This window comes from Inediibacterium massiliense (genome assembly GCF_001282725.1).
In the GTDB taxonomy this organism is placed as follows: domain Bacteria; phylum Bacillota; class Clostridia; order Peptostreptococcales; family Thermotaleaceae; genus Anaerophilus; species Anaerophilus massiliensis.
On the sequence record NZ_LN876587.1, the window covers coordinates 632,617 to 650,531 of the forward strand.

Annotated in this window: 17 protein-coding genes and 1 riboswitch; of the genes, 13 read left to right on the forward strand and 4 right to left on the reverse strand. The window is 29.5% G+C overall.

Annotated features, from left to right (window positions below; all coding sequences use genetic code 11):
* Positions 1-5: 5 nt before the first annotated feature.
* The 7 genes from BN2409_RS11550 (at position 6) to BN2409_RS17250 (ending at position 7,498) form a co-directional block, all read left to right on the forward strand.
* Positions 6-1,430, forward strand: coding sequence for a hypothetical protein (locus BN2409_RS11550; protein ID WP_053956784.1), 1,425 nt, complete (start codon positions 6-8; stop codon positions 1,428-1,430).
* Positions 1,431-1,451: 21 nt separating this feature from the next.
* Complete coding sequence (locus BN2409_RS11555) at positions 1,452-2,138, forward strand: Crp/Fnr family transcriptional regulator (RefSeq protein WP_053956785.1); 687 nt, start codon at positions 1,452-1,454, stop codon at positions 2,136-2,138.
* 396 nt (positions 2,139-2,534) lie between these two features.
* A complete protein-coding gene (locus BN2409_RS11560) occupies positions 2,535-3,782 on the forward strand; it encodes an ABC transporter substrate-binding protein (protein WP_053956786.1) in 1,248 nt (415 codons plus the stop codon).
* Positions 3,779-4,480, forward strand: coding sequence for a GTP-binding protein (locus tag BN2409_RS11565; RefSeq protein WP_053956787.1), 702 nt, complete (start codon positions 3,779-3,781; stop codon positions 4,478-4,480). Before BN2409_RS11560 ends, BN2409_RS11565 begins: the two co-directional genes overlap by 4 nt.
* Positions 4,467-5,483, forward strand: a complete 1,017-nt coding sequence (locus BN2409_RS11570) for an ATP-binding cassette domain-containing protein (RefSeq protein ID WP_330375445.1) — start codon at positions 4,467-4,469, stop codon at positions 5,481-5,483. The genes BN2409_RS11565 and BN2409_RS11570 overlap by 14 nt, the downstream gene beginning before the upstream one ends.
* A gap of 98 nt (positions 5,484-5,581) precedes the next feature.
* A complete protein-coding gene (hcp, locus tag BN2409_RS11575; RefSeq protein ID WP_053956789.1) occupies positions 5,582-7,231 on the forward strand; it encodes a hydroxylamine reductase in 1,650 nt (549 codons plus the stop codon).
* Between the two features lie 120 nt (positions 7,232-7,351).
* Positions 7,352-7,498 carry a hypothetical protein gene (locus tag BN2409_RS17250; protein WP_199873010.1) on the forward strand — a complete coding sequence of 49 codons (147 nt, stop codon included), beginning with the start codon at positions 7,352-7,354 and terminating at the stop codon, positions 7,496-7,498.
* 246 nt (positions 7,499-7,744) lie between these two features.
* Here the strand turns inward: BN2409_RS17250 and BN2409_RS11580 are convergent, their stop codons facing one another.
* Positions 7,745-8,716: a helix-turn-helix domain-containing protein gene (locus BN2409_RS11580; RefSeq protein ID WP_053956790.1), complete on the reverse strand. Its 972-nt coding sequence runs from the start codon at positions 8,714-8,716 to the stop codon at positions 7,745-7,747.
* A gap of 208 nt (positions 8,717-8,924) precedes the next feature.
* Between BN2409_RS11580 and BN2409_RS11585 the strand changes: the two genes are divergently transcribed.
* From BN2409_RS11585 to BN2409_RS11595, 3 genes are all read left to right on the forward strand, one after another.
* Positions 8,925-9,647, forward strand: coding sequence for an L-2-amino-thiazoline-4-carboxylic acid hydrolase (locus tag BN2409_RS11585; RefSeq protein WP_053956791.1), 723 nt, complete (start codon positions 8,925-8,927; stop codon positions 9,645-9,647).
* A 264-nt stretch (positions 9,648-9,911) separates the two neighbouring features.
* Positions 9,912-10,271: a C-GCAxxG-C-C family (seleno)protein gene (locus tag BN2409_RS11590; protein WP_053957727.1), complete on the forward strand. Its 360-nt coding sequence runs from the start codon at positions 9,912-9,914 to the stop codon at positions 10,269-10,271.
* Positions 10,272-10,367: 96 nt separating this feature from the next.
* Complete coding sequence (locus BN2409_RS11595; RefSeq protein ID WP_053956792.1) at positions 10,368-10,721, forward strand: NifB/NifX family molybdenum-iron cluster-binding protein; 354 nt, start codon at positions 10,368-10,370, stop codon at positions 10,719-10,721.
* A gap of 91 nt (positions 10,722-10,812) precedes the next feature.
* On the opposite strand, the gene BN2409_RS11600 is transcribed toward BN2409_RS11595, so the two are convergent.
* The 3 genes from BN2409_RS11600 to BN2409_RS11610 form a co-directional block, all read right to left on the reverse strand.
* Positions 10,813-11,556, reverse strand: coding sequence for a tRNA lysidine(34) synthetase (locus BN2409_RS11600; RefSeq protein ID WP_053956793.1), 744 nt, complete (start codon positions 11,554-11,556; stop codon positions 10,813-10,815).
* 10 nt (positions 11,557-11,566) lie between these two features.
* Entirely contained in the window at positions 11,567-12,466 is a 900-nt protein-coding gene (locus tag BN2409_RS11605) for a fumarylacetoacetate hydrolase family protein (RefSeq protein ID WP_053956794.1), read from the reverse strand.
* Between the two features lie 68 nt (positions 12,467-12,534).
* Positions 12,535-13,626 (reverse strand): DUF3810 domain-containing protein, encoded by a 1,092-nt coding sequence (locus BN2409_RS11610; RefSeq protein ID WP_053956795.1) that lies wholly within the window; start codon positions 13,624-13,626, stop codon positions 12,535-12,537.
* A gap of 192 nt (positions 13,627-13,818) precedes the next feature.
* Here BN2409_RS11610 and BN2409_RS11615 point away from each other — a divergent pair, with 192 nt between their 5' ends.
* The 3 genes from BN2409_RS11615 (at position 13,819) to nrdG (ending at position 17,684) form a co-directional block, all read left to right on the forward strand.
* Entirely contained in the window at positions 13,819-14,718 is a 900-nt protein-coding gene (locus BN2409_RS11615) for a CPBP family intramembrane glutamic endopeptidase (protein ID WP_053956796.1), read from the forward strand.
* A 256-nt stretch (positions 14,719-14,974) separates the two neighbouring features.
* Positions 14,975-17,095, forward strand: coding sequence for an anaerobic ribonucleoside triphosphate reductase (locus BN2409_RS11620; RefSeq protein WP_053956797.1), 2,121 nt, complete (start codon positions 14,975-14,977; stop codon positions 17,093-17,095).
* Between the two features lie 88 nt (positions 17,096-17,183).
* A complete protein-coding gene (gene nrdG / locus BN2409_RS11625) occupies positions 17,184-17,684 on the forward strand; it encodes an anaerobic ribonucleoside-triphosphate reductase activating protein (RefSeq protein ID WP_053956798.1) in 501 nt (166 codons plus the stop codon).
* Positions 17,685-17,794: 110 nt separating this feature from the next.
* A riboswitch (ZMP/ZTP riboswitch) is annotated at positions 17,795-17,875 on the forward strand.
* Positions 17,876-17,915 lie beyond the last annotated feature (40 nt).

The following is a 17,915-nucleotide window of genomic DNA, read 5'->3' on the forward strand; positions in this document are numbered from 1 at the left end:
AAGATATGAAAAAAACTTTTTTAATTTTGATGATGATCATGAGTATATTTTTACAAGGATGTATAGATGTAAAATTAGATGTAGGACAAAGTATTGTTCCTCCTAAAAATAAGAGGATTCCTGTTGGAGGAACTTGGAAAGTAGAGAAATATAAAATAGTAGATGAAAAAGTACAACAAGCACAAGTCAATGAGTGGATAGGAAAAACTGCTATTTTTCATGAGCATTATGCTGTTTTCGCAGATGAGATCAGTGAAGCACCAGAATACAAAATGAAAAATGTGGATGCAAAAGAATATTTTTTATATACTCATAAAATAAGTGAGAAAGAATTAAATGTCCAAAATAAGAGAATAGAAATTATCTCTATTAGTTCAAAAGAAAAACATTTCTATGATTTTATTAAAATAGATGAGCATAGATTAATTGTTTATATAGATCATGTATTTTATTATTTGGAGAAAGTTTCTGATACAACCAATCAAATATTTGTTAAAGATAAAAATAAAATCAACCGAGATAATATAGATTTGCAAACAAAGGAACCAGATATCCTTTCTTCAGGAGTACTTATAGGACTAAGGAAGGATGTATTAGATCCTACAAAAGAAAATGAAGTTTACAGAACCTTATGGATTGCAGCTCAAAATAGAAAAATGCATTCTATCTTAGAAATGCCCCATTTAATTGTGCCTAGAAAAAGTGGATTTTGGATGATAGGTGAAAATAGAAAATTCTATGATGATAAAGTGAGAGATCAATTATTTTCTATTCCTCTTGAGAAGACAGAAGAGCCACCTTATGATGAAGAAGAAGATATAAATCAAGATATATATAGAAAAATAAAGTTTGTAGGAAATGATTATGTAGCATTAGAATATCAAAACGATACAAAAAAATTCCAAGTACTTTTGATTGATCATATACAGGGAAGTAAAGGAATCAAATTATCTGATGTGGTAGGAGAACATGGAAAAGAAGTATATACACAATCGGCTCAAAGTTATTTAAATTTTTCTTGGAAACCAAAAGAGCATTATGAAATGAATGAAGAAAATTTTAGTTTGGCTAGAAGAAACGGGCATTGGATTTTAAAGGGAAAAATAAATACAAAAAAAGATGAATCTTTAGAATTTAATATCAATATGTTTCCGCCTTATAAAATGGTTCATTATGATGAACTTCATGTATCATGGAATGAAATAAAGGGAAGAGTACCAGAGGCAATAGATGCCTATACTTCTCCGAATAAAGATTTTGCAGTGATTATAACTAATGAAGAAATATATGTTTATATGATTGAGAACAAAACGCTTGCTTTAAAGCCTACTGAAAAAATAAAATTACAAGAAGGAGAAAAAGTTGTAATGGCAGAATGGGCTACAGCAAGCTATGTAGAGAAATGGGAAAATACTTTTCCAAGTAAATAATAGATCATAAGGGGAGATGAAATGTATAGAAAATGGATACACATATTGATGAAGGTTGAATTGTTTAAAAACATTCCAGAAGATGAGTTGTATACTGTGTTATCTTGTGTGATGCCTACAATCTCCTCTTATAAAAAAAAGGAGCTGATCACACTAGAACAAAGTGAAATTACTGCAATAGGAATTATTTTAAAAGGAGAGGCTGTGATTACAAAAGAAACCATGGCAGGTGACCGAGTGATTATGGCGAAAATCAATAAAGGAAATATGTTTGGTGAAGTAGCAGCTTTTGCAAATCATAAATGGCCAGCAACAGTTGTTGCTGATACGGATTGTGTGATACTTTTTTTTCCTTCTGACAAAATTATAGGGGTATGTCCTAAAGCTTGTTTGGCACATAGAGTTTTGATACAAAACATGTTACAGATTGTTTCACAAAAAGCATTGATGTTGAATCAAAAAATTGAAATGTTATCTTTAAAAAGCATACGAAAAAAAATAAGTACTTATTTATTAAAACAATATTCTATGAAGGGAAGTCTTTTATTTGAAATTCCACTAAAAAGAAATGAATTAGCAGAATACTTGCTTGTATCAAGACCTTCATTATCGAGGGAGCTTATAAAAATGAAAGGAGAAGGGATTTTAGACTTTCATAGAAATTCATTTAAAATACTAAATCTTGATGGACTTAAGGAATGTTTATAGATGAAATAGAATCATAGTGGGCAACATAAGTTTGATTGAAATACTTATGTTGCTTTAGTTTGTAGGCGAAGTTATAAAAAACGTCACTAAATTTTCAAATTTGGGAAATATAAAGAAACGATCGAAAATAGCATTACAAACTCGCTATGCTCAAACAGTGTAATGCTAGTCATTTTCTTACTTATTCTATATTTTCACAAATTCTCAATAATTGTTCCGACTTTTATAACTTGGATACAATATATTGTATAAGCAGCTGAAGCAACATAAGTTGATTTGAATACTTATGTTGCTTTTTTATTTATTTTGTAACATAAGATACCGAATTTATAGGATATATGATGATAAACTAAGGATCAAGAAATAAAAATGCATGTAAAGGAGTTGGGACTAGAAATGAATAACAAATATTTTGATAGAAAAGATAGTTTATACGAAATTACTCAAAGATATAATGAAGCCATTGATTTGTTAATATCTATTGGATTTGAAAATATAAAAGATGAAAATCAAAGAAAAACATTTGGAAAAGCTATTTCACTAGAAAATGCTTTAAAAATAAAAAAAATTAATGTTGATCATTTTGAACAGCAATTAATAGAAAGAATTGAAAGCAATCAAAACAATTCAGGTGAAGTGTTTTACGAGAAAGATTCAAATAAAGAGGGTTCTTTAAAAATAGCAGGGGTACTCCCTTGTCCGGTAAGAGTCCCATTAACAGAAGCATTTGATCATTGGCTATATGAAAATAAAGAAAAATTCAATTTAGATATAGATTATGAATTAAAAGCAGCTTCAATGGGATTAGATTGGTTAAAAGAATCTATAACAGATCATAGGGAAGAAGGAATACCAGATTTATTTATATCTGCTGGATTTGATATGTTTTTTGATGAAAAATTATTTGGAAAATTTAAATCTCAAAATGTTTTTGAAGATTTTACTGGTTTTGAACATTATAACAAGGATTTTGACAATGAATATATCACATTAAAAGATCCGCAACATCAATACTCCATGTTAGGTGTCGTTCCTGCTGTATTTTTAGTAAATACAGAAGAATTAGGTGAAAGAAATATGCCAAAGAGCTGGGGGGATTTATTAAGTGATGAATTTGAAAACAGTGTAAGTCTTCCAGTAGGGGATTTAGATTTATTTAATTCTATATTATTAAATATATTTAAAACATTTGGGGAGAAAGGAGTCAAAAAATTAGGTCAAATCCTTCAAAAAAGTATGCATCCATCAGAAATGGTAAAATCACATATGAAAAAATCAGAAAAACCTGTGGTAACAATTATGCCTTATTTTTTCACATGGATGGTAAAAGAAGGAGGACCTATGTCTTTTGTGTGGCCAGAGGATGGAGCAATTATAAGTCCTATCTTTATGCTTACTAAAAAAAATAAAAAAGAACAATTAAAACCAATTGTAGATTTCTTTGGCTCTAAACAAGTAGGAGAAATTTTATCTCATAATGGAAAATTTCCTAGTATTCATCCAGAGGTAGACAATAGAATTTCAAAGAATAATAAATATATGTGGCTAGGTTGGGATTATATCAAAAGTAATGATATATCACTTTTAATTCATAAGTGTGAAGAAATATTTAATAAAGTTGTGAATGGAGATGATCAAAAATGAATTTAGTAACTATATCAGGACCTCCTTCATCAGGAAAAACTTCAGTTATATTAAAAATTATTGATGCTATACAAAAAAGGAGTTTAAAAGTAGGAGTTGTAAAGTTTGATTGTTTATATACAGACGATGATATTTTATATGAAAAAGCAGGAGTTCCTGTGAAAAAAGGATTATCCGGATCTTTATGCCCAGATCATTATTTTGTAAGTAATATTGAAGAAGTTGTAAAATGGGGTAAAAAACAAAACTTAGATTTGTTAATTACTGAAAGTGCAGGTCTTTGTAATAGATGTTCACCTTATATTAAAGATATAAAGTCCATATGTGTTATAGATAATTTAAGTGGTATCAATACTCCTAAAAAAATAGGGCCCATGTTAAAATCTGCAGATATTGTAGTGATCACAAAAGGTGATATTGTATCTCAAGCAGAAAGAGAAGTATTTGCTTCAAAGGTTCACTTGGTAAATCCTAAAGCTATAACCATACATGTGAATGGACTAACAGGTCAAGGAGCATTTGAATTGAGCACACTATTATATGATGAGAAAAATCATATTGAAACAGTAAAAGGAAAACAACTAAGATTTTCAATGCCATCTGCTCTTTGCTCTTATTGCTTAGGAGAAACAAGAATTGGAGAAGATTATCAAATGGGAAATGTTAGAAAAATGAAATTAGGTGATGAAAATGATTAGAAAAAATGAGCTAGACTTTCTTACAATAAAAGAATTAGAGAAAAAATATCCTTTTATATTATCTTTCTTTGAAAACAACAAATTAAATACTACTGGATATGAAGATTGTACCTTTGAAGATTATTTAAATCATTTTACACAAGAAGATGTAGAAGAATGGGCAATAGATATAGAAAAAATGAAAATAGATCTTAAAATATATATCAACCAAATGATTGAATTTTTGGGACTGGAAAATGATAAAGTAGATTATTTAACGATCATTGCGGGTAAAGATAAATATGGAAATAAAGAAAACTTTGAAGAACTTACCATTTATAAGAGTCAAATTATTTCAATTGTAGGTCCTACAGGCTCTGGTAAAAGTAGATTATTAGCAGATATAGAATGGGCTGCTAATAAGGATACTCCTACAGAAAGAACAATTTTAATCAATGGAGAGGTACCTGATAAAAGTCTTAGATTTTCAATGAGTAATAAATTAGTTGCACAATTATCTCAAAATATGAATTTTGTAATGGATTTAACGGTAAAAGAATTTTTAGAGTTACATGCTAAAAGTAGAATGATTGATCATGAAGAAGAGGTTGTGAAAAAAATCATAGATGCAGCTAATGAATTGGCAGGTGAAAAATTTAATTTGGATACACCTATAACAGGCTTAAGTGGTGGACAATCTAGAGCTTTAATGATTGCTGATACAGCTATATTAAGTACTTCACCTATAGTACTAATTGATGAGATAGAAAATGCAGGAATAGATAGAAAAAGAGCATTAAATCTTTTGGTAAATGAAGAAAAAATAGTATTAATGGCGACCCATGATCCTAATTTGGCTTTAATGGCAGACAAGAGAATTGTCATTCAAAATGGAGGAATATATAAAATCATAGAGACGGATCATGAAGAAAAAGAAGTTCTTAAAAAACTGGAAAAAATGGATCAGCTTATACAAGATTTTAGATCTCAATTAAGAAAAGGTGAAAAATTAAAAAATTTTTAATTTGGTGATATATGATACGGAATTCGAAATCAATATCCTATATTATTGAACGTGTAAAGTATAAAAAAATTAAATTTATAAGGGGGAGGCAGTTTAAGATGAGTATGTTTTGTTATCAATGTCAAGAAACAGCAAAAGGGACAGGTTGTACAGTAAGAGGAGTATGTGGAAAGACAGATAAAGTTTCAAATTTACAAGATTTGATGATTTATACATTAAAAGGTATTGCATTAATTGAGCAAGAAGGGTTAAAGGCAGGGATTCAATTCCCACATTCAAATCATTTTATGATGAATGGTTTGTTTATGACTATCACAAATGCAAACTTTGATGATTCTAAGTTTATTGAAAAAATAAAAGAAGGTTTAGAATTAAGAGAAGAAATGAAAAGAGAACTAAAAGATCAAGGGATCATATTGGATGCATTACATGATGCAGCTACATGGATGGCAAAATCTGACTTAGAAATTCAACAAAAAGCCAATTCTTATGAAGTAGGAATTTTAGCTACTGAAAATGAAGATATTCGTTCACTAAGAGAATTAATTATATACGGTGTAAAAGGTATGGCAGCTTATGCTGAGCATGCTTATAACTTAGGAAAAGAAAATGAAGAAGTTTATCATTTTATGTCAAAAGCGTTAGCTGCCACATTAGATGATACGTTGGGTGCAGATGACTTAGTAAAACTTACATTAGAAACTGGAAAATATGGTGTAGATACGATGGCAATGCTTGATGCTGCGAATACAGGAGCTTATGGGAACCCAGAAATAACAGAAGTAAATATTGGTGTTAGAAACAACCCAGCTATATTAATATCAGGACATGATTTGAAAGATCTAGAGGAATTATTAGAACAAACAAAGGATACTGGAGTAGATGTATATACTCATGGAGAGATGTTACCTGCTCATTATTATCCTTTTTTTAAAAAATATTCAAACTTTATAGGAAACTATGGAAATGCTTGGTGGAAACAAAATGAGGAATTCGAATCTTTCAATGGACCTATTTTATTTACAACAAATTGTATTATACCTCCAAAAGAAAGCTATGTAGACAGAGTGTATACTACAGGTGCAACGGGATACCCAGGGTTTAAACATATCAAAGATAGAGAAGATGGAACAACAAAAGACTTTAGTGAAATTATAGAACATGCAAAAAGATTAGAATCTCCAACAGAAATTGAAAATGGAAAAATTATAGGAGGTTTTGCTCACGCTCAAGTATTTGCTTTAGCAGATCAAGTAGTAGATGCTGTAAAATCTGGAGCAATCAAAAAATTCTTTGTAATGGCTGGCTGTGATGGAAGAATGAAATCTAGAGACTATTACACAGAGTTTGCAGAAAAATTACCAAAAGATACAGTAATATTAACAGCAGGATGTGCTAAATATCGTTATAATAAATTGAATTTAGGTGATATTGGTGGCATTCCAAGAGTTTTAGATGCAGGACAATGTAATGATTCCTATTCATTAGCAGTAATTGCTTTAAAATTAAAAGAAATATTTGAGTTAAATGATGTCAATGAGCTTCCTATCGCTTATAATATAGCATGGTATGAACAAAAGGCTGTTATTGTTCTTTTAGCATTATTATATTTAGGAGTTAAAAATATTCATTTAGGACCTACACTACCAGGATTCTTATCTCCAAATGTAGCGAAAGTTTTAGTAGAGAATTTTGGGATAGCAGGCATGGGAACTGTAGATGGTGATTTAGATATATTTTTAGGATAATAAAAATAAGAAAAGAAATAGTCAGGATACATTTATGTATTCTGACTATTTTTGTATTTTAAAGATATTCATAATATATGCTATAATAATTTTATCCTCTGTGAAAGGAGGTGAACCTTATTGTCTCGTATAACAAAAGAAGAAGCAGAAGTACATAGCAAAAGTTATTACAGCAGTAGCAACTTTAATAGCCACTCTAATAAATGCAGTAAAGTAAGCAATAGAAAAGCAGGTGCGGCAACACCTGCTTTTCTATTTTGTTTTTGAACCTTATTGTCTCGATAAGTGTTCTTTACTTATTTATAATATACCATAATAGAAGGTATTTATTCAATACAAAATTTCAATATTAGTATATTATTTGTAGTAAACCTCAACATAAGATGTATTTAAATGAGAATGTATTTATAGAAGCTGAATATAAAGTTGTTAACATAAGATGTATTTGAATTTTATATAAAAAATAATTTAGATAATTTAAATGAAAAATACACCATAAAGATAGGGTGTATTTTATTTTGATAGAGATAGTTTTCGATATTCGCTAGGCAATAGTCCTGTATTTTTTCGAAATAATTGAGAAAATCTACTGGCATTTTTATAGCCTACAATGTGGGAGATTTGATGAATTGCTAAGTCGGTATTTGTAAGTAAATACTCTGCATGACTTATGCGTCTGTTTTGTATATATTCTGTAATGGTGCATTTATAAACCTTTTTGAAGGTAGATTTCAGCTTTGTCGTTCCCATACAAGCAATTTTTACAAGGTGATTAAGTGTGATATCGAAAGCAAAATGATCATTTATGTATGTGGTAACGGATGCTAAACTATCTAAATCTTGTCTATATAGGTTTTTAAATGGATAAGATATTTGTTCTTGCTTTGTTTTTTCAATAATAAGAGACATAGCTTCTGATACTTTTCCTTCATAATATAGCTTTGCGGATATACCAGATCCTCTAAAGTTTTTAATCTGTTTTAAAAGAAAAACCATCTCTAAAAAATTATTTGATCCATCTATACTAATAAAAGCAGAATGAGGATCTTTATATTCTCCAGGATATTTCTTTTTTAAATAATCTTCGTAATACTCTGGCATAATGGTAATTCCTGTGGAACGAATGGGGATATTTTTATGATATACAGCTTGATAAAGAGTATTATAGCCAATATGACCCTTAATGCAATTACAGAATAAGCGTTTGTATGGTTTTAATTCTTCACCTGAAATGGAATCATAATAATTTACACTTAAATGTTTAGGTTGTTGACATTGTAAAAATAAATCTTCATAAAAGACAAAGTCCATAATAGAAATAGAGAAAAGATTGTCATGAGTATACACCCAATAATAACCTTTTCCTTTTTCAGGGGAAAGAGAAAAACAACTTCCTTCGCTGCTATATTGCTTAGTATCATTATCTAAATAAAATCCATTTTCTATTAAATAAGGAATATACACTTGATTCATGAGATCTTTCATTTTATTCACCACCTATGGCATGATTGGACGAAAAAATATCACAAAGAGACTTATATACATAAATTTTATTTACCTCATATAATGCATAAATTATAATATGAAGCGAGGTAATGATTTTCAATTTCATTTATTATATCGTTCATTATTATAAAATTCAAGTTTGTAGAAAGAAAACTAGATCTGAAAGGATTAAAAGGAGATGAATATTATGGACGGATTTACAGCAACTCATCATGCGCTTTTATTTGCTTGGATATCTAAAGCTGTAGTGCAAGCAGTAGGTGAAAAAGAGGGAGAGAGGATCCTTCGAAGGGCAGTAATAAAATATGCACATCAAAGAGGTAAAAGAATGGCACTGCGGGCCAAGGCTAATGGAGATCCACTGACAATGGCAAATTATATGGCTTATATAGAGTGGATGCCTCAAAAAGGGGAAATGGAACAAAAGTTAGTTCAAAGAAGTCCCCACACTAGGGTGAATGTATTTAAATGCCCATGGCATACAGCTTGGAAAGAAAATAATTTAATGACATATGGTCGTTATTTTTGTATGGAAGTAGATAAAGCCCTAGTAGAAGGATTTAATGAAGAGTTAGCAATCGATGTGAAGGGTACTCAGCCTAATAATGCAAAGTGTTGTGATCTAATTTTTAAGGATGCTTATTTGACACCCTTAAATATAATTAAATTGATTTATAAGAAGCTGATTAAACCAGGGAAAAAAGCCATTATGTCTTGGGAATATCATTCGGGACATTTGTATAAGACTATGGGAGAAGTAGTTGGTGAAGAGTTAGGACAACGAGCAGAAAAAGTCATGGCAACTGGGCTGAAGAATTTTACCGACAGATATGGAAAAGAGGCTGGAGATATTGTGATAAGCTATAGAAATACGGATTTTGATATTTTGCCCAAAACACAGGTATCATGATCTTAATCAATAGAGTAAAATGGGTATCGAAAAAGCAGGTGCAGTCACACCTGTTTTTTTAAATATATAATAAAAAATAAATTTTTTAAACATATAATTGGCATTTTACAATAACTATAGAAAATAGTAATATAAAGGTGACAAAATGAGAATATTTATATAGAATATGCTTGGATACAAAAGTATAGTCTATTTTTAATAAGATATAGAAGGTTATAGTACCAAAGAAATAATATGATATATAAAAAAGGAGAGGATATACCAATGATAGATGCAACAAAATATCATAAGGAAGGATATAATTGTGCGGAATCTATAGTAAAGGCATTAAATGAAGAAAAAGGTACAGATATTCCAGTTTCTATTGCAAGTCCTTTTGGAAGTGGTATGACAGTAGGAAGTACCTGTGGAGCAATTACAGGAGCTATTATTGCTGTAGGATCACTTAAAGGGAGAAAAGAAGCAAAAGATAAGAATGAATCAAGAAAATATACAAAAGAAATCATGAACAAAATAAAAGAAAAATATGGTACATTTGATTGTTTGGAGTTAAAGAAAAAAGGTGTATCTTGCAATGAAATCATAGAGTATACCTATAATATTTTAAAAGAAACTTTAGAGTAGAAAATGAAATATATTCTTTTAAAACATAATTTATTATCTATTGGCAATAAATAGTGTATAATATAATTTAAAAGAATATGATAAGGAGGAATATAAATGAAAATAGCGTTACCAACTAGAGGTGGAAAGATAGATAGTCATTTTGGACATTGTGAATACTATACTATTGTTGAAATCAATGACAAGAAAGAAGTTGTTTCAAAAGAAACATTAGAATCACCAGAAGGTTGTGGTTGTAAATCAAATATTGCATATACTCTATCAGAGATAGGGGTAGAGTGGATGTTAGCAGGAAATATGGGGCAAGGAGCAGTAAATGTTCTTGCTTCACAAAATATTAAGGTTGTAAGAGGATGCTCAGGAGATGTGGATACAGTTGTAAAGGATTGGCTAGAAGGAAAGGTTAAAGATAACTTGATGACATGTGATCATCATGATTGCAATCACTAAAATATAGTACTTATTAGATGAAAATTATAGTGGTTTATTTTATGGATATGAATTAAAAAATACAGCATGGTATAAAACTATGCTGTATTTTTTATTGATTTGCTTTATTCCAAAATTTATTTAAATCAACATTAGACAAAGAAGATAATATTTTTTGAGAAGCATCAGGATAAGTTTTTTCTAAACTAAAAAGTAAATGCTTCATTTCTTCTCTAGTAGTTTTTTTATCCATAGGACAAGTGCTTTGGATGATAGGAAGATCATATTGATTGGTCAAAGATTCAATCAAATCTTCTCTGAGATAAATCAAAGGTCTTATAATATGCATATCTTTTTTAGGATTATATGTATTAGGATGAAAGGTCCCTAGCTTTCCTACCTTGAGTACATTCATAAAAAGAGTTTCAATTACATCATCCGTATTATGGCCAAGTGCAATTTTTTTGATATGATGGTCTTTTGCTACTCTAGAAAGAGCGCCTCTTCTTAGGGTAGAACAAAGAGAACATGGATTTTTTTCTTTTCTTTCATGAAATACTACATGAGAAATATTTGTTTTTTCAACAATAAGTGGAATATTATTTTCTTCACAAAAGTCTTTTAAAGGTCTCATATCCATTTCAAATCCTAAATCAATATGGATTCCTATAAGCTCAAAATCTTTTATATAAGTAAGTTGAATAAGCTTTAAGCAAAATAAAAGAAAAATACTATCCTTTCCACCTGATAATCCAACAGCAATAGAATCACCCTTTTGAATCATATTAAAATCATCAATGGCTTTTCGAATTTGATTTAAAAATTGTTTATTATAATATTTTTTAAATAAAATCATAAAATACTCCTTATTTTACAAAATTAGTGAGTGTTCCTATTTTTTCGATAAAACAATCTATTTGATCTCCTGATTTTAAAAATTTAAAAGGAGTAAAACCAAGACCTACTCCTGAAGGCGTGCCCGTAATGATAATATCTCCTGCTTTTAGATACATTCCTTTAGATAAATCACTAATAATGTGAGAAATGTCAAAAATCATATTCTTTGTATTGGAATTTTGTCTTACTTCTCCATTTACCATACATTTTATATCTAATTTAATAGGAAAAGGAATTTCACTTTTATGAACTAAGTAAGGACCCATAGGGCAAAAGGTTTCTAAACTTTTGCCTTTAAACCACTGCATATGCTTTCTCTGAATATTTCTAGCAGATATATCATTGACAATGGTATATCCAAAAATATAATCTTGTGCATCTTCTGGTTTAATATTGATTCCGTCTTTGCCAATGACGATAGCTAATTCCACTTCATAATCTAGTTTATCTGTAAGATCAGAATGAGAATTAATAAAATCTTTATGGCCAATGGCAGGGTTTGCAACTTTAGAAAAATAAATAGGAAATTTAGGAATAGAGTCATCAGCTCCAGATAGCCCAGATACTTCTTTTACATGATCTATGTAATTTTTCCCTAGACAAAAGAGATTTCTTTTAGGATAAGGAATAGGGGCATGTAATTTAATATTTTCTAAAGAGATTTCAGCAAATTGATTTTCCTCTAAAATATCTTTTATTTTTTTAACCCCCAAATTTTTATGATCCCATTCTATGAAATCCATTAAAGTTTTAGGACACTCTTTTTGAATATACTCAAAAACATCTTCTATAAGAATAACGTGGGTTTTACTCTCTGTTAATACACCAAAAGTTTCTTTTTCTTGATAAATAAAAGTAGCAAAGTACATAGAATCAATCCTTTCTATGAATGAAATGATATTTAAAAATTAAGTTCTAGTTAAAAATATAAATTCCTTTATTTTTGTTGAGTTTCTGCTAAAAGAAGATCGACCATTCTTCCGTAACTATGAATACCATCTGATTGTTGATTGGATTTTAAATAGGCATCATTAACCTTTGAAGAGGTTTCTTCTATTGGTCCTTTGTATTGTTCCCAAAACTCATGAATGTTTTCTAAGTCTTTTTTTACTCCAATGCTATAGGTATTGCGAATCTTTACATACTTTTTTTCATCATAGGTATAAAGAGCATTCATAGAATGAATGAGTGCCAATAAAACTCCAGAGTACTGAAAATTTTCATCGGGATGAATCTTACAGGTAATATAAGCTATATAGTTTGCTTCATCTTCTCTTGCAAAGCCTCTTTGATGTGCCATTTCATGACAGATGGTACTAGGAATCATGCAGTCAGGTACTTTTTTATTGATATTGGCTTCTCCTGTAAAAGGAGAGTAAATTCCTGATATACCCATCCATGAAAGAGCATTAGAAAAATATATTTCTTTTGGTGTTGAATATTTACCTTTAAGAATAGGATAAGTATTGGATGCTAAAATATATCCCGTATTCGCTTTTTCTAATAAATTGTTACCTTCTTTTTTCAAAGTCATAATACCTTGATGATTTTCATCTACCTTTGTTCTGAGAATATTAGCTTTGTTTGTAAGAATAACACATAAATTTTCAAGGTCTTCAACAGAATAAGGAGCTATCGAAAGATGAGTGATTTCTGAAAGGGGAAGTCTATAATAATTTAGTCCCCAAAGAAGCATAAATAAAAAATAAATGATATTAATAGAAATAAAAATTGAAATGAAAAAAGACAAAAGAATAGATTTTCTATTTTTTTTGTAAGTAATTATTTTTTTTATAAAAATGATAACTTTATATAGAATAAATAAAATCAAAAATATAAAAAGATATTCTCCTATAGAAAAATCAAAAATACGATTAAAAAAGTTTAAAATCATGCTAATCATTCTATATAAACCATTAGAATACCAATTTTCTATCCAGAAGGGATAAAATGATGCTGTGTAACGAATACTTAAATTGAGAATAAAAAGGATTATACGAATCATAAAAAATTTTATAGATTTTTTCAAAATAGAATCCTCCTATTTTATTTTGCTTTAGTTTATTATACTTCTTTTTACTAGAATTATAGGATGAATTTTATGAAAGTTACTTTTGGGAGGATTTGTAAAATGTTATATATATAGATATAATAAAACGTATGGAATATAATAGAAGAAATAAAAAATGTATACTATACACTAAAAAATAAGGAGAATCTTATGAAAAAAAATCAATTCAAACTCATATCAAGTGCGTTAGATTCAAGATTTTTACCAAATTTCTTTGTAGCCCCTATTTTAACCATTATTTTTATTATTGTAGGTCAAATTATTGGAGTCATTTCATATAAAATGCTTGTACCATACATACTACATGAGGAGTTGAATTTTACGATCTTTATGATTTTATCATGTGGTTTTGTTTTTATGTGTGTGTTTGCATGGGTAAAATTGGTTGAAAAACGATCATTTTCATCTATTGGATTTTTTAAAGAAAATGTAATTTCTCAATATTTGATTGGATTTGGAGTAGGTGCACTCATGTTTTTTGCAGTTATGATTTTGCTCTTTGTTTCAGGACAGGCAAAAATAAATCTAGATACCACTATTTCATTTGGAATTTCTACTATTTCAGGTATTTTGATTGTTTTGCCAGGGTGGATGATTCAAGGTGGATCAGAGGAAGTAGTTACCCGTGGATGGCTGATGAATGTTCTTAGTGCAAGATATAACATGGCTGCAGGCCTTTTCGTATCCTCATCGTTGTTTGGCGTTTTACATTTATTGAATAATCATGTAAGTTTCTTAGCTATTTTAAATATTATTTTAGTCGGGCTATTTTTTGGACTTTATGCTTTAAAAACAGATAATATTTGGGGCGCTTGTGGTGCCCATAGTGCATGGAATTGGGTTCAAGGAAATATTTTTGGACTAGAAGTCAGTGGAAATTCTATTCCTTCTGTCAGTTTCTTTCAAACGAAATTAACTGGGATTCAGTGGATCACAGGGGGGGCGTTTGGACCAGAAGCAGGACTGGCAGCAACATTGATTTTACTTATAGGAATTGTACTTGTAGGAAAATCTATAAAGAAGAGAGAGTATTATATTGGTAATCTTTGAGGAAAGTAGATTTTGAGGGATTACAATGAATGATGTAATCTCTGTTTTATTTTATTCATGAAAAAATTGATATTTCAATGGGTACTACAAATTATTCATGTCAACATGAATATAGGTGTAAAAATTAGCAGAAAAAGAAGGTATATTGACTAAAACTATTTGTATTAATTTTTTTAGTATATTTTAAAATTGCCATAAAATTCTTTGTAAGGTATAATATCCACTGTACAATATGTTGTGATTGGATGTGGATGAAATGCTATATGTTGTTAAAAGAGATGATAGAGAAGTACCTTTTGACTCGATTAAAATTACTAATGCTATTAAAGCTTCTGCAGATGAAATAGCTTTTACGTTAAAAGAAAGCGAAGCCATAGAAGCTACTCAAAGAGTTATAGAGTGTATTGAAAAAAAAGGATATACTAAAATAAAAGTAGAAGAAATACAAAATATTGTGGAAGACATTTTATTACAAAATGGATACAGACCTATAGGACTAGCATATTCAAACTATAGAAAAGAAAGAACAAAATTAAGAGAAATAAAATCAGATTTAATGCGAAGTATTAAAAATATAGGAATTGAAACAGATCGAGATAATGCAAATGTAGGGAATAATTTCAGTTCCAAGCTTTTAAGAATCGCCAGTGAATCTAATAAATGGTATAATCTTGCTGCTATGCCTAAACATTTGGCTAAAGCACATGAGAATGGAGATATATACTATCATGATTTAGATAGTTATAATCTAACTACCAATTGTTTAAATATAGAAACGGGTAAAATATTAAAACGAGGCTTTAATACAGGATATGGTACAATTCTCCCTGCAAAAAGAATAGAATCTGCTGCAGAATTATCTTGTATATTACTTCAAAGTACTCAAAATGATATGTTTGGTGGTCAAGCACATGTTGATTTTGATAATGATATGGCAGACTTTGTGAATATGACAAGACAAGAAATACTACAAGAATATAATGAGGAATTTAGAGATTTAGGAGCAGATATAGAAAAAATAGCAGAAAAAAAATTAAAAAAAGTTGTTCATCAATCTATGCAAGGTATAGTTTATAATTTGAATACTATGCATTCTAGAGCTGGAAGTCAAGTTCCTTTTAGTTCAATTAACCTAGGACTTCCTAGAAGCAAAGATGCAGCTATGGTGTGCGAAATATTTTTACAAGAATATGAAAAAGGCTTAGGTAAAGGAGAGCAACCTATATTTCCAAATATAATATTTAGAGTAAAAAAAGGTGTAAATAGGGAACAAGAGGATCCGTACTACTATTTATATGAACTTGCTTGTAAAGTTGCAAGCAAAAGAATGAATCCTATGTTTATGAATTTAGATGCTGACTTTAATAAAGAGTACTATGACAAAGGTACTATTGCAGCTACTATGGGATGTAGAACTTATATAATGTCTAATGTAAATGGAGAGGCTGGTCCTGCAGGGAGAGGAAATATTGCTCCTACTACAATAAATCTTCCTCGTATAGGAATATTAGCTAAAAGGAACATAGATAAATTCTTTTCTCTTTTAGATAACAGATTATCTATTGCTAGAGAGTCATTGTTACATAGATATAATGTTCTTAAAAAATTGAAGGTAAAAGATTTACCTTTTGTAGCAGGTGAACACTTAATGAAGGGGTCTGAAAACTTATCTCCTGATGATTCTATAGAACCTATTTTAAAACAAGGTACATGGGGGATTGGGTTTATTGGACTTGCTGAAACATTAATAGCTTTAACAGGTAAACATCATGGGGAAGATCAAAATGTTCATGAATTAGGATTAAAAATCATTACTCATATAAGAGAATTTTGTGATCAATATAAAGAACTTGATAAACTAAATTGGTCATGTTATGCAACTCCTGCTGAAGGGCTCTCAGGAAAATTTATCCTTCAAGATAAAAAAGTATTTGGAAATATCAAAGGAGTTACAGATAAAGATTATTATACGAATAGCTATCATATCCCTGTTTCATACAAAATATCTATAAAAGATAAGATAGATTTAGAAGCACCGTTTCATAAATTATGTAATGGTGGACATATAACTTACATCGAAATGGATGGATATCCAGAACCTGAAGATGTGAAAAGGATTATTGATTATGCTTATAAGAACACGAATATTAGTTATATGGGTATAAATTTTCATATGAAGTATTGTAGAGATTGTGGAGAAAGAGTAGAAGCTTCTAAACATACATGCCCTAAATGTAAAAGTGAAAATATACAAGGTATATCAAGGGTTACAGGCTATCTTTCGCTAGATGAAAGATTTGGAAACGGAAAAGTTGCTGAAAGAAAAGATAGAACTTCTCATAATAATGAAGTGCACATCAATACTTACCATATTTAAATATATGAAATTTTTAACAAACAAAAGCTCTGATACAATATTTATGATTGTAAAGGGGTTTTTTGTTGTAGACAGGAGGAGTCTATAGATGCTTCAAGTTGCAGGTTTTTTAGATAATTCTACAGTAAATGGCAAAGGACTTAGAAGTGTTTTATTTGTATCTGGGTGCAATCATAATTGCATTGGATGTCATAATAAAGATATGCAAGATTGTAATTATGGAGATAAGGTATCTTTAGATCATATATTTCATAGAATCCAACATAATATCCCTTTAATTTTAGGGGTAACTTTTTCAGGAGGAGAACCTTTCGATCAAGCACAACCATTAGCTACTCTTGCTAAAAAAATTAAAGATGAGGAGTTAAATTTATGGTGTTATACAGGATATACATATGAAGAAATATTACAAAGTAACGATGCACACAAACTAAACTTATTAAAACATATAGATGTTCTTATAGATGGAAAATTTAATGAAAATCTAAAAAATGATGCTTTTAAATATGTAGGGTCTACAAATCAAAGAATAATAGATGTAAAAGAAAGTTTAAAATCAAAAAAGATTATTATATTAAAAGAAGTATAGATAATATTTTCAATAAGGATTACCATATGGGTCTATGAAAAGAACTAATTTTTTATTGACAAGCATAATATAAGTTGGTAATATAAATTTATCCAATATAGTAATTATGAAATCTATCACATGACTGGCGGAAGTGGAATAAACCACATGGAGTGTGATCAGAAGAAAAGCCGACCGCCTGGGCTAAACGTCCGGGGGGTCTTATATTTTTTTGAAAAGCCCCCGGACTTG

Excerpts from the sequence above, each read along its gene's own strand:
- BN2409_RS11550 (WP_053956784.1), top strand. The coding sequence starts at position 6 with ATGAAAAAAACTTTTTTAATTTTGATGATGATCATGAGTATATTTTTA.
- BN2409_RS11555 (WP_053956785.1), top strand. The coding sequence starts at position 1,452 with ATGTATAGAAAATGGATACACATATTGATGAAGGTTGAATTGTTTAAA.
- BN2409_RS11560 (WP_053956786.1), top strand. The coding sequence starts at position 2,535 with ATGAATAACAAATATTTTGATAGAAAAGATAGTTTATACGAAATTACT.
- BN2409_RS11565 (WP_053956787.1), top strand. The coding sequence starts at position 3,779 with ATGAATTTAGTAACTATATCAGGACCTCCTTCATCAGGAAAAACTTCA.
- BN2409_RS11570 (WP_330375445.1), top strand. The coding sequence starts at position 4,467 with ATGAAAATGATTAGAAAAAATGAGCTAGACTTTCTTACAATAAAAGAA.
- hcp (WP_053956789.1), top strand. The coding sequence starts at position 5,582 with ATGAGTATGTTTTGTTATCAATGTCAAGAAACAGCAAAAGGGACAGGT.
- BN2409_RS11580 (WP_053956790.1), bottom strand. The coding sequence starts at position 8,716 with ATGAAAGATCTCATGAATCAAGTGTATATTCCTTATTTAATAGAAAAT.
- BN2409_RS11585 (WP_053956791.1), top strand. The coding sequence starts at position 8,925 with ATGGACGGATTTACAGCAACTCATCATGCGCTTTTATTTGCTTGGATA.
- BN2409_RS11590 (WP_053957727.1), top strand. The coding sequence starts at position 9,912 with ATGATAGATGCAACAAAATATCATAAGGAAGGATATAATTGTGCGGAA.
- BN2409_RS11595 (WP_053956792.1), top strand. The coding sequence starts at position 10,368 with ATGAAAATAGCGTTACCAACTAGAGGTGGAAAGATAGATAGTCATTTT.
- BN2409_RS11600 (WP_053956793.1), bottom strand. The coding sequence starts at position 11,556 with ATGATTTTATTTAAAAAATATTATAATAAACAATTTTTAAATCAAATT.
- BN2409_RS11605 (WP_053956794.1), bottom strand. The coding sequence starts at position 12,466 with ATGTACTTTGCTACTTTTATTTATCAAGAAAAAGAAACTTTTGGTGTA.
- BN2409_RS11615 (WP_053956796.1), top strand. The coding sequence starts at position 13,819 with ATGAAAAAAAATCAATTCAAACTCATATCAAGTGCGTTAGATTCAAGA.
- BN2409_RS11620 (WP_053956797.1), top strand. The coding sequence starts at position 14,975 with ATGCTATATGTTGTTAAAAGAGATGATAGAGAAGTACCTTTTGACTCG.
- nrdG (WP_053956798.1), top strand. The coding sequence starts at position 17,184 with ATGCTTCAAGTTGCAGGTTTTTTAGATAATTCTACAGTAAATGGCAAA.